Genomic DNA, 11,223 nt, shown 5'->3' with positions numbered 1-11,223 from the left:
GCCCTCGCCGTCGGTCTGGTGGTCTCCAGCCTGGCCTTCGCGGTCGTTCACGGCTCCAGCGACCCCTGGCTGTTCGGCTACTACACCTTCATCGGCGTTGCCACGGGACTGATGGCGATCATCAGCCGCGGCATCGAGGCGCCGGCCGCGTTCCACATCGCCAACAACGTCCTGTTCTCGAGCGTCAACACGCTGATGGCAGACGGCGAGGGCTACACCATCGACCGGTCCACCGACACCGGTGACGCGGCCCTCCTGATCCTCGCCGCCGTCAACATCGCCATGGTCGTCCTCGTCTGGGTGCGCGAGCGACGTACACGGAGCACGACCTAATATCGGCACCGGACGACGAGGTGAGGACCCATGACCTGGAGCACACGCGAGATCGCCGACCTGGCGGGCACCACAGTGAAGACGGTGCGCTACTACCACCAGGTCGGGCTGCTCGACGAGCCCGACCGCGAGCCCAACGGCTACAAGCGCTACGAGGTGCACCACCTGACGCGGCTCCTGCAGATCAAGCGCCTGACCGGCCTCGGTGTGCCGCTCGCACAGGTGGCCGAGATGGGCACGAGCGGCGAAGGCCAGGCCTCCGTCTTCCGGACCGTCGACGCCGAGCTCGAGGCGACGGTCCGGCGGCTGGAGAGCATCCGGCGAGAGCTGGCCATCCTGGCGCAGCCGGGTGCGTCACCGGAGGTGCCGACCAGCTTCAGCGGCCTCGTCCAGGACCTGCGCGACAACGACCGCGCTCTGCTGACGATCTACGCCCAGCTTTTCTCGGACGAGTCGATGGAGGTGCTGCGCCGGACGCTCGAGGCACACCCGAACGACGATCTCGACGAGGCGTTCCGCGACCTGCCCGAAGACGCCGACGATGCCACCAGGCAGGCCCTCGCCGAGCAGCTCGCGCCCTTCATCGTCCCGGGCGCCACCGCACATGGCGTGACGCTGGAGCCGAGGGCCACCACGCCAGGCCAGGCCGAGGCGGCGCGGCGCGCCGTCGGTCACGCCCTCAGGGCGCTCTACAACCCCGCGCAGGTCGACGTGCTCCGTCGAGCGCACCTGCTCCACGAGGCCGACGACGACGGTGCCGACACCGGTGCCGACGCCCCGTGACCCCCTCGATGATGTAGACCGCCTCACACACCCCGCACGGCACGAACCTGGAGAACAGCGCGATGTAGTTGTCGGCGATGTGTCCGCCGCAGCCCGCAACCTGGAGTCCGGCACCGCGCAGAACGCGTGCCGTGCAGTACAGATTCCTCGCCCACCCGGTCACTGTCATCGGCGACCGGTCGTCTGCGACACCGACCACCGCAGCTGGTTCGGCCTTCTCCGATCTGCGAGAGCGGCACACCCAGCTCGGCAAGACGTCGGATCCGCAGGAGGCGGCCAAGGGTGTGGTCGGGTACGCGCGACGTTGCTCAGGGTTGCCGGCGCTCGGCGTCCGGAGATAGGGGCGCCAGTCGTCCGTGGCCGTGCAAAAAGGGCACTCGGCCGTTGACACCGGTCCGATGGCGCGGCCGGATCGCTCCGGGGTTCACCAGTGACGTCGCGTCATGGACTTCACCTGCGAATGTCATGGCGAGGTGGTGACGTGGCTGCACTGCCGGAAGAGCACCGCAACGGCTGTAATCGACCCACATGAGGCACTTAAACCCAGCCGCCGGCGAGCTGCTCGACACGCTGGACCGGCAGGCAACCGCAGAGATCGAGCGGCTGACCAGCCGGCGGGCGACGATCGCCGACTTCCCGACATCGAAGTCGGCCTCGACGCGCCCTCGATGCTCACAGCCTACGGCGAGCACCTGCTCAACGACCAGCAGCGCCGCACGAACCGGCTGTTCCAGGCACTCATGACCAACCCGGACGAGCGCTGATCACGCCTCCCCAGGGCCCGTCCACGCCCATGCCCATCTCGTTCGTAGAAAGTGATCAGATGCGAAAAGCCCTGACAGCCCTGATCGTCGCCGCCGTGGCGACGACCCTCCTGCCGGGAGTGCCCGCCGCGGCAACGACCATGCCGAGCGCGGTGCGGTGGGGGCCGTGCCCGGAGAACGTCGCCGCGTCCGGTCTGGAGTGCTCGACGCTCAAGGTTCCGCTGGACTATCGCAAGCCGGACGGGCGGACGATCGACATCGCGATCTCCCGCCTGGCGAGCAAGGACCGGACGCGGCGGCGCGGCGTGCTGCTACTCAACCCGGGCGGCCCGGGCGCGGCAGGCCTGCGGTTCCCGGTCGATCTCGTGGCCGCCGGTATGCCGCGGAGTGTGCTGGACACCTACGACGTGATCGGGTTCGACCCGCGCGGCGTCGGCCACAGTACGCCGGTGACCTGCGCTCTGACACCGGAGCAGCAACTGCGGGGCAACATCCCCCCGTACGCGCCCACCGCGGCCTACGTCGCGAAGCAGGCGGAGGAGGCCAAGGCCATCGCCAGGCAGTGCGCCACGTCGAAGACGGGGTTCATGCTGCCGTACGTCACCACCGCCAACACCGCCCGCGACATGGACCGCATCCGGCAGGCACTGGGCGAGCCGAAGCTCTCCTACCTCGGTTACTCCTACGGCAGTCACCTCGGCGCGGTGTACACCACACTGTTCCCGCAGCGCGGGGACCGGATCGTGATCGACAGCAACCTGCCCCCTGGCGGCATCAACTACGAGGACAGGAGTCTGTTCGCCCGAGGCGTCGAGGACCGGCTCCCCGACTTCGCCGAGTACGCCGCCGCCCACCCCGGGTACGGGCTGGGCAGCACACCGGAGCAGGTGACCGAGAAGTACTTCGAGCTCGCCGAACGGTTGGACAGGACACCGGTCCAGGGAACCGACGGTGCGCTGTTCCGGATGGTCACGTTCGCCATACTCTTCCGCGACGTGAATTTCCCTGCTCTGGCCGGGCTCTGGCAGTCGATCGACACCGGCCAAGCGCCGCCGGCGAGGGCGGCGGATGCTCCCGTACTGAACTCGGACAACTCGATGTCCAGTCACCAGTACGTGGTCTGTGGCGACTCGCGCTGGCCCCGGTCGATCCATACGTACCAGCGCGCCGTCGAGGCCGACCGGAAGCGGTACCCGATGTTCGGCGCGGCGACGGCCAACATCCGACCGTGCGCGTTCTGGCCGTCCGACCCCATCGAGGCGCCGGTGCGCGTCAATGACCGGGGCCCGTCGAACGTCCTCATGGTGCAATTCCTCCGCGACGCGGGGACACCGCTGACCGGCGCCAGGAAGATGCAGCGGGCGCTCGGCGACCGGGCCCGGATGGTGACCGTCGAGCAAGGCGGCCATGGTGTTTACCTGCTCGGCAAGAACACGTGCGCGGACACCGCGGTGACGACGTTCCTGACCACGGGGAAACGCCCGCTGCGCGAACTGACCTGCGCGGCAGAGCCCACCTGATCCGAGTCGCCGCGTTGGCCTGCTCGACGAACCGGCTCGCAGGCCCAACGAGTACAAGTACAGGGTGTCGCATCTGCTGCGCCTGCTCCGGATCCGGCGTGTGAGGGACCTCGGGATACTGGTGCCCCTTTGGGGTGCCAAACGGCGAATACCGTTGCTGAACTGGGCGTTCGCAGGGCGATCAGTCTGCTCTCCGGTACTCGCCGATCAGTCCAGTGACGGTCCTTCGACGGTGGATCTGGGAGGCCATGTCGATCACCTCACTAGGTTCGTGCAACGGCGGGCGAAGCGAACGGCCCCGATGCAGGCCATGGTGGTTGAAATGGCGTTCGTACTCGGCCAGGACCTTACGCAGGTGCCGCTCACCATAGAGCCTTGCCCAACAGCAACGGCCCACCTGCACGGGGCCGCTCCCCCGCCATATCGCCTCGCACCGTTGCCCCCGCCCGTGTAGGTGAGAGCCAGTTGCACGATCAGGTGCGGAACTCGCCGGGGGTCCAGCCGGTCGGACACGACCCCATCGAGGAGGCGGTGTCATCCGTAGTCGTCGGGGAGCCGGTCGAGGACCCGTTCGAGCGCGGGTCCGATGACATCGAGCTCGGCGTCGGTGAGCACGCCGATGAAGTGCCGCCGGACGGCGGCGACGTGTGCGGGAGCGGCGGCGACGATGGCCGCCCGGCCTGCGTCGGTGAGCCGGACCATCGACCCGCGCGCGTCCTCGCTGCACTCCTCACGGGCGACCAGACCGCGCTTCTCCATCCGGGTGACCTGGTGGGAGATCCGGCTGCGCTCCCAGCCGACCATCCGACCGAGGTCACGCGCCCGCAACACCTCGCCCGGAGCCTCCGACAGCGGCACCAACAGGGTGTACTCCGCCCCGGACAGCCCCGCATCCTGGACCAACTGACGCTCCAGCACCGCGGTCAGCCGCTGCAGCACGCCGATCATCCCGCGCCACACGCGCGCCTCCCGCTCGTCGAGCCAGCGCGCCTCACCCATTGGTAGTCAGGTACCGCTGCGCGGCCCGGTTTCCCATCCCCTTTCAATCCCTACGTGCGGTTTTCCCGCATACGGCTTACCGATGATCTTCTGGACATACAGCGGGGAGATCACCCCGCCCTTCGGGCCATCAAGTCACCGAAGGTGGCAGCGGGGCGTACGCCGTGAGACGAGCGCAAGATCCAATGGGAATCGGTCAACTTCAGTGCGACAGGACAGGAACAGAACCAGGAGCACGCCGACCGCCGAGGTAGTGCCAACAACCTTGAGCAGGTTGCATCCAGCGCGATCGGGCTCAACAGCGGCTCCCGCCAGGATCGACCACGACAAATAGCGATCCCAAAATCACGTCATCAAACGATCCAAGTCACAGCCGGAGCCCGGCGCGGCCTGGCCGCGGCGAGATACGACCGGGTGCAGGTCGTCCACGGAGACGGCGCAGCCGGCCGCCCTGAGAACGCACCCTACGATCGCATTATCGTCGCCGCGGGCGCGTGGGAGGTGCCGCCCGCGTGGCGGATACAGCTTGTCCCAGGCGGGCGGCTGGTCGTCCCGCTGCGGTTCCCTGTCAAGTTAGCGTGTCGAGGCGTCCCGCATGCCCGTCGCGGAGCACGTCCGCTTGCTGGAGATCCAGTGCCATGCCGTACACCTCATACCCAGCTGTGCGTTGGCGTGGCACGCTGACGTTGTTCCGGCCATCTGGTCTGTGGATGTTGGTACCGGGGTTGTTGTCAGCCTCGTTGGCCGGAACGCGCAGCGCGGTCGGCAGCCCAATCGGCGGCATCGGCTCGACTCCTCGCCGAGGAGCCCGCTCGGGCCGTGGACCTGCTGGTCGATCTCGGCGCCGACGTCGATGTTGGTGGCTGCGCCGCCTGGATAGTAGCGGCATAGAACCTGGCACGCTTCAGATGCCACCCATCGTGTGGTACCTGCTCAGATCTGGTTCGTGCCTCCGTCGACGTAGATGTTCGCGCCGACGACGTAGCTGCTCTGTTCCGAGGCCAGGAAGGCCACGACTGCGGCGGCCTCCTCAGGCTGACCCATGCGGCCCTTGGCCACGGTCGCGGCGACATTCTCCTTGACGGCCCGGGCGGTCTCCTCGTCGCCGAAAGCGGCGGTGCCCCCGGGAGTCTCGATCCATGCCGGCGAGACCACGTTGACCCGGATGCCACGGTCCTTGAGCTCGTTGGACCACGTCCGTGCGAAGGACCGGACGGCCGCCTTCGACGCCGCGTACGCGCCGAACGCCTCTACTCCACGGTCGCCGGCCGTCGAACCGACCAGGACGATCGAGGCTCCGTCGTTGAGCAGCGGCAACGCCTTCTGCACGGTGAACAGCGTGCCTCGGACGTTGACCGCGAAGGTCTGGTCGAAGTGCTCCTCGGTGGTCTGTTCCAGCGTCACGAACGCACCGACCGCCGCGTTCGCCACGAGCACGTCCAAACCCTCGCCTCGCGCCCGGACCGCCTCGTAGAGCCGGTCCAGGTCCTCCGGCTTCGAGATGTCGCCGACGACCGCGGTGGCCCGTTCTGCTCCGATGGTCTTGACGGCGGCCTCCAGCTCGGCCTCGCGCCGGCCGGTGACGAACACGTACGCGCCCTCGTCCGCCAGCCGTACGGCGGTGGCCAGCCCGATCCCGGTGCTGCCCCCGGTGACCACCGACGTCTTGCCTTCCAGCTGTCCCATGTGGGTATCTCCATCACTCTCTCGATGCCGATCCGTTCGACATCGATACTGCGGGAGATCAGGGATACTATCCATGATGCAGAGTCCGGCATTCTTTACGTATCGTCCAGGAGGTGTCGTCGGTGCTCGGATTTCGGGATCCAGTGGCTGACGCGATCGGCCTGCTCCGGCCCCGCACGGTGATCGGGCCCAGTCTCCGGGCCGTGGGAGAGTGGGCTTTGCGCTTCGACACGTTCTTGCACGTGCGGATCGGGGGCCTCGTGCGCGGCACGTGCTGGTTGATCCTCGAAGGGCACGAGCCGGTGCTCCTGCAGGAGGGTGACACCTTCATGCTGGGCAACCCGCCGCCTTACGTGCTGGCCAGCACGCTCGACGCAATCCCGCGCCCTGCGGAGCCGGTGTGGGCGGGTGCCGAAGACGGGTTCGTGCGGATCGGCCCGGAGTCCGAGGAGGACCTCTACCTCTGCGTCGGGCACATCGCGTTCGACGACAGGAACGCGGCCCTCCTGACCGATCTTCTGCCGCCGCTCGTGATCGTCCGCGTGGCCGATCCTCATGGCAGGCGGCTCGCGCAGCTGATCGATCTCCTGGCCACCGAGGTCGGGGTCGCCGCCGCCGGCGGCCCGCTGGTGCAGAACCACCTCGCACAGATCCTGCTCGTGCACATGCTGCGTGCTCACGCCGGTCAGACAGACCGGCCCACCGGCTGGCTGGGCGCCCTGAACGAGGACGGCATCGGTGCCGCCCTGCGTGCCGTGCACGCGGACGTGGCCCACTCCTGGAGCCTCAAGGAGCTCGCCGAGATCAGCCACATGTCGCGTTCCGCGTTCGCCCAGGCCTTCAAGAGCCACGTCGGGGTCCCGCCGTTGGAGTACCTGATCCAATGGCGCATGAGCCTCGCGCGCGACGCCCTCACCCGCGACACTCTGTCGATCTCCGAGCTCGCACGGGCCACGGGCTACCTGTCCGAGAGCGCGTTCAGCACCGCGTTCCGCCGCGTGGTCGGCTCATCGCCCGCACAGTTCCGGAACCAGGCACGGCAGCCACCGCGCTCGGCCGCGAACGGAAGTTGAAGGAGGCATCCTGGCTCAGCTGCGCCGCTCACGCTGGCGACGAAGACACCAGCACACCGCCCGCCGACACCACTACCAGCGACGCGGACACGCGTCATAAACGCGACTGCAGTACTGGTGCGATCGCGTTGGCGTGGAGGCCTGGCCCCGGGTCGTGGCCATGCCGTCCCCGACCTCGGCGTTGTTGGCCACATGCCGACGCCGGCCCGCTGGCGCAGAGTTGGCGCTTCGAGCCAGACGCCTCTACCTCGCCGACCAGTCCACGCCCGATGACCGAATGCTCCAAGCCCCGGGCTTGGCGGCGTTCGCCGGGCACGCACCCCACCTCGGCGTGCCCGGCGTCGTCGCCGACGCTGTCGCCGGGGTCAACGCCACCACGGTGGCGACGAGAACAGCCACGTCTGTCCGGTCAACGCGGATCGCTGGTGTCATACTCTCAACCTCAGCGACCTGAGTGGACGATCGCCAGTGCGACCCACGTCATCAGTTCGCATGACATTGTTCGGGGGGAAGATGTGACGCGGTGTCACTAGTGCCCACCGCCGGAGCTGAACGATGCTGAGGAGCAGACCCCTGCCGTTCGATCCTGGAGAGCCACCCATGGACACCGAGCCTGCGCAGGGACAGCTCCGCAAGCTCAACCTCACCATGTTCCTGCCGTTGCTCGCCGTGGCCGGGGCGATCTCGGTGGCGGATCTGGTGGGCCTGGATGAACTTCACCTGGTTCGCCACCTCCTTCGACACCGACGACTGGCTCTACCGCGCGCTGACCATCGTCCAGATGGCCGGCGTGCTCGTGCTGGCCACCGGGATCGAGCCGGCCTTCACCGACGCGGACTACACTCTGCCGATCCTCGGCTTTGTGGTCATGCGCCTGGCCATGGTCGCCCAGTGGCTGCGCGCTGCACGCACTGACGCGTCCATCCGCCGCACCGCCCAGGTCTACGCCGGGGGAATCGCGGCGGTCCAGGTCCTCTGGCTCCTGCAGCTGACACTGCCCGAAGTACCAGGCCTGATCTCGCTGGTCCTGCTCATCGGCGTCGAAGTCGCGATCCCGGTCATCGCCCAGAGACGCGGCACCACCCCGTGGCACCCCCACCACATCACCGAGCGCTACGGCCTGTTCACGCTCATCCTGCTCGGCGAGAGCCTACTCGCCTCCTCCAACGCGATCATCGAGGCCGTCCACGACGCCGAGGCCCTCGGACGGCTGATCTCGATCGGCGCGCTCACCTTCGTCGCGACCGCCGCCCTGTGGTGGATCTACTTCTGGCCGCCCCACCACCGGTCCATCACCAGCTTCGGCGGGTCGCTGCGCTACGGCTACGTCCACTACTTCGTGTTCGCCGCCGCCGGTGCGTTCTCCGCGGGCATCGAGGTCGAGATCGACGTCCTGACCGGGCACAGCGAGCTCAGCAACCCGGCCGCCTCCTTCGCCGTGACCGTCCCGGTCGCGATCTTCCTGGCAGGCATCTGGTGGATCGCAATCCGAGACCACGCCGACCGGCTCGTCAACACAGTCGTCCCGCTGGCCGCAGTTCTGGTCCTGTGCGACCCGCTCATCGCGGTTCCCGTCACGCTGACCGCCGTGGTCCTCGTGCTCGTCGTCGTTCTCCTAGTCCTGCAGCCACCCGTGAACACACGTGCCCCATCGCGATCGAGCCGAGGCTCCTCCATACGCGGATTGCGTGCTCCCGGTACCGGGTGACATCGCCGTTGCCCTCGGCGTCGGAGAGAATCGCCCGAGCCGCATGGGTAAACACCGGCGCAGACCGGTTGTGGGCCGGCTTCTTGACCTGACCGCATGGTCGGGAGTCATCGGCCTGATCGGCTTCACCGTCGCCGCACTGGTCCGGATCCGTTCCCTGGGCGAGCCGAAGAACGTACAGTCCCACAGCCCGCGCCACTCGATCATCACCCTCGCCCTGGAAGTCGGCGTCCGCGAGCGCGACGTCGGCGTCGACCTACCGGGCACCTCGCAAAACGACCGTCGCGCCGGCGGCGAAGACCACCGAGACGTAGCCTTCGATACCGGCCGTTCGCGGCGATGGCGTAGCCGGGCGCACGCTGGGCGAGCAGGAGCATGCGGCGGGCTCTGCGTGGCCTGAGCCCCGACTGGGTCAGCCCGCGAGCTGCTTCTTCAGGGCCTCGGCGTCGTGAACGGCCGACATCTGCACGAACTTCCCGTCGCGGATCCGGTAGATGGCGAACTCGTCGATCTCGATCGGAGCGCCCGTGGGAGCCACCCCGAGCCATTCCTTGGTGGGGGTGCCGTGGTTGACGGAGTGGCAGGCCAGAGTTTCACCGTTGATCGCCACCTCCTTGATCTCCCAGTGGAAGTCGGGAACTGCGTCGGTGATGCCCTTGAGCGCTGCGACGACGTCCGCGCGAGTGGCCGGCTCGCCGTGCGAGAGGATGGACTCGTTGACGAACTCGTCCATGCGGTCGAACTCATGCGCGTTGAGCGCCTCGCAGTAGCGGTCGTAGAACTCGCGCATGTTGAAGTCGGACATGACTGCCTTTCTCGCCCGGTGTCCGGGCTGTTCTCGTGTACTCATGGTTCACCTGCGACATCGATACTGCGGGAGCAGCGGGGTACGATCAATGATGCAGAGTCCGCAATTCTTTACGTATCGTCCAGAAGGAGTGCTCGGTGCTCGGCTTTCGGGATCCAGTGGCTGACGCGATCGGCCTGCTCCGGCCCGCACGGTGATCGGGCCCAGCCCGCCTTCATCAAGGTGTGCACCTATTTCCCTATCCGGCCAAGATCTGGCTCAACGGGCGCGAGCGGGCCAAACGCCAGGCCACCCAGGCCGGGATCGGCTTCACCGAGCTGTCCAACGGGTTCGCCACCACCGACGAGGAATGTGTTCAGTGCGGTGTTCACCTCGTCGGCGTGGGTCCAGAGCAGACCGTGTGGGGCGCCTTCGATCTCGACATACTCGGCCTCGGGGAACGCCGCGTGGAAGCGACGCCCGGTGGCGTCGATGGGGAGGATGTTGTCCTTGGTGCCGTGGAGGATCAGCGCCGGCTTGCCACTGGCGCGCACCGCCTCGACGTCACCGCGGAAGTCCTCGATCCAGGACGGGACGACCGCGTACGCGGCGACCGGGGCGCTGCCGATCGCGACGTTCCAGCTGGCGGTGACGGCCTCCTGGCTGATCCGGGAGCCGAGGTTCTCGTCCAGGTTGTAGAAGTCCGAGTAGAACCGCGTGAACCAGGCGTACCGGTCGCCCTTCGCGGCCGCGGAGATGCCGTCGAACACCTCCCGCGGGACCCCCTCGGGGTTGTCGTCGCGGGCGACGAGGAACGGTTCGAGCGAGGCGAGGAACGCGAGCTTCGCTACTCGCTCATGCCCGTAGCGTGCCACATACCGGGCCAGTTCCCCGGTGCCCATCGAGAAGCCGACCAGCACCACATCGCGCAGGTCCAGGGTCTCCAGGACCGTGTTCAGGTCCGCGGCGAACGTGTCGTAGTCATAACCGGAGCCGACCTTCGACGACTGCCCGAATCCGCGACGGTCGTAAGTGATGACCCGGTACCCGGACGCGAGGAGCTCGCGCGTCTGACGCTCCCAGCTGTGCCCGTTCAGCGGGTAGCCGTGGATGAGGACGACCGGTTGACCCGACCCCTGGTCCTCGTAATACAGCTCGACCGGCGTGCTGTTCTCATTCCCAACGGTGATGTATCCCATGATCTTCCCTTTCGATGCTGACCAGCCCAACGCTGGCGCGCGTGACCAGTGCGATGTCGGCAGGTGTCGGCTGGCGGAAGACACCGCCATTCGCGGCGAATTCATCGCCATGCATTCTCAGATGGCGAGCAAACAGCGGGCACACAGGCACGACGGTGAGGTTCTCGCGAATGCTGTCTGCGAGCGCCTCACGCACCGGCAGCCCAGCCAGACCTCGTCCACTGAACTCCTGGTCTACCTCGGTGTGGAAAAATCCGGTGGGTGTGTCCAGTCAGTGGCTCTGGCGCACTTTCGGTGGTGACGGACCGTGGTTTAGCCGAGCAGGATGCGATGGCGGAGGAGCACGAAGCCGGCTCGCCCGTACATCTGCC

12 protein-coding genes are annotated in these 11,223 nt (G+C 67.6%); 7 read left to right on the top strand and 5 right to left on the bottom strand.

Annotation, left to right across the window (positions count from 1 at the left end):
- From AB0J09_RS40680 to AB0J09_RS40670, 3 genes are all read left to right on the top strand, one after another.
- A partial coding sequence (locus AB0J09_RS40680) for a CPBP family intramembrane glutamic endopeptidase (RefSeq protein WP_360703239.1) occupies positions 1-333 on the top strand: 333 nt, incomplete at its 5' end.
- Between the two features lie 30 nt (positions 334-363).
- Positions 364-1,116 (top strand): MerR family transcriptional regulator, encoded by a 753-nt coding sequence (locus AB0J09_RS40675; protein WP_360703236.1) that lies wholly within the window; start codon positions 364-366, stop codon positions 1,114-1,116.
- An 823-nt stretch (positions 1,117-1,939) separates the two neighbouring features.
- On the top strand, positions 1,940-3,400 hold the full coding sequence (locus AB0J09_RS40670; protein ID WP_360703233.1) for an alpha/beta hydrolase: 1,461 nt from the start codon (positions 1,940-1,942) through the stop codon (positions 3,398-3,400).
- Between the two features lie 534 nt (positions 3,401-3,934).
- Here the strand turns inward: AB0J09_RS40670 and AB0J09_RS40665 are convergent.
- Entirely contained in the window at positions 3,935-4,399 is a 465-nt protein-coding gene (locus AB0J09_RS40665; RefSeq protein WP_360703230.1) for a helix-turn-helix domain-containing protein, read from the bottom strand.
- 180 nt (positions 4,400-4,579) lie between these two features.
- Between AB0J09_RS40665 and AB0J09_RS40660 the strand changes: the two genes are divergently transcribed.
- A complete protein-coding gene (locus AB0J09_RS40660) occupies positions 4,580-5,083 on the top strand; it encodes a hypothetical protein (RefSeq protein ID WP_360703246.1) in 504 nt (167 codons plus the stop codon).
- A 249-nt stretch (positions 5,084-5,332) separates the two neighbouring features.
- On the opposite strand, the gene AB0J09_RS40655 is transcribed toward AB0J09_RS40660, so the two are convergent.
- Entirely contained in the window at positions 5,333-6,085 is a 753-nt protein-coding gene (locus tag AB0J09_RS40655) for an SDR family oxidoreductase (RefSeq protein ID WP_360703227.1), read from the bottom strand.
- 113 nt (positions 6,086-6,198) lie between these two features.
- Here AB0J09_RS40655 and AB0J09_RS40650 point away from each other — a divergent pair, with 113 nt between their 5' ends.
- The 3 genes from AB0J09_RS40650 (at position 6,199) to AB0J09_RS40640 (ending at position 9,266) form a co-directional block, all read left to right on the top strand.
- Positions 6,199-7,158 carry an AraC family transcriptional regulator gene (locus AB0J09_RS40650; protein ID WP_360703224.1) on the top strand — a complete coding sequence of 320 codons (960 nt, stop codon included), beginning with the start codon at positions 6,199-6,201 and terminating at the stop codon, positions 7,156-7,158.
- Between the two features lie 583 nt (positions 7,159-7,741).
- Positions 7,742-8,866 (top strand): low temperature requirement protein A, encoded by a 1,125-nt coding sequence (locus tag AB0J09_RS40645; protein ID WP_360703243.1) that lies wholly within the window; start codon positions 7,742-7,744, stop codon positions 8,864-8,866.
- Positions 8,847-9,266: a hypothetical protein gene (locus AB0J09_RS40640; protein ID WP_360703221.1), complete on the top strand. Its 420-nt coding sequence runs from the start codon at positions 8,847-8,849 to the stop codon at positions 9,264-9,266. The genes AB0J09_RS40645 and AB0J09_RS40640 overlap by 20 nt, the downstream gene beginning before the upstream one ends.
- Before the next feature lie 12 nt (positions 9,267-9,278).
- Here AB0J09_RS40640 and AB0J09_RS40635 read toward each other — a convergent pair whose 3' ends face one another.
- The 3 genes from AB0J09_RS40635 to AB0J09_RS40625 form a co-directional block, all read right to left on the bottom strand.
- On the bottom strand, positions 9,279-9,671 hold the full coding sequence (locus tag AB0J09_RS40635) for an ester cyclase (protein WP_192785439.1): 393 nt from the start codon (positions 9,669-9,671) through the stop codon (positions 9,279-9,281).
- 233 nt (positions 9,672-9,904) lie between these two features.
- Positions 9,905-10,852 carry an alpha/beta hydrolase gene (locus AB0J09_RS40630; protein ID WP_360703217.1) on the bottom strand — a complete coding sequence of 316 codons (948 nt, stop codon included), beginning with the start codon at positions 10,850-10,852 and terminating at the stop codon, positions 9,905-9,907.
- Complete coding sequence (locus AB0J09_RS40625; protein WP_360703242.1) at positions 10,827-11,123, bottom strand: N-acetyltransferase; 297 nt, start codon at positions 11,121-11,123, stop codon at positions 10,827-10,829. Before AB0J09_RS40625 ends, AB0J09_RS40630 begins: the two co-directional genes overlap by 26 nt.
- Positions 11,124-11,223 lie beyond the last annotated feature (100 nt).

This window comes from Nonomuraea sp. NPDC049784, from assembly GCF_040659615.1.
In the GTDB taxonomy this organism is placed as follows: Bacteria; Actinomycetota; Actinomycetes; order Streptosporangiales; family Streptosporangiaceae; genus Nonomuraea.
The sequence above is the reverse complement of the archived record's forward strand: the minus strand, read 5'-3'. Positions and strand labels throughout refer to the sequence as shown.

Excerpts from the sequence above, each read along its gene's own strand:
- AB0J09_RS40675 (WP_360703236.1), top strand. The coding sequence starts at position 364 with ATGACCTGGAGCACACGCGAGATCGCCGACCTGGCGGGCACCACAGTG.
- AB0J09_RS40670 (WP_360703233.1), top strand. The coding sequence starts at position 1,940 with ATGCGAAAAGCCCTGACAGCCCTGATCGTCGCCGCCGTGGCGACGACC.
- AB0J09_RS40665 (WP_360703230.1), bottom strand. The coding sequence starts at position 4,399 with ATGGGTGAGGCGCGCTGGCTCGACGAGCGGGAGGCGCGCGTGTGGCGC.
- AB0J09_RS40635 (WP_192785439.1), bottom strand. The coding sequence starts at position 9,671 with ATGTCCGACTTCAACATGCGCGAGTTCTACGACCGCTACTGCGAGGCG.
- AB0J09_RS40630 (WP_360703217.1), bottom strand. The coding sequence starts at position 10,852 with ATGGGATACATCACCGTTGGGAATGAGAACAGCACGCCGGTCGAGCTG.
- AB0J09_RS40655 (WP_360703227.1), bottom strand. The coding sequence starts at position 6,085 with ATGGGACAGCTGGAAGGCAAGACGTCGGTGGTCACCGGGGGCAGCACC.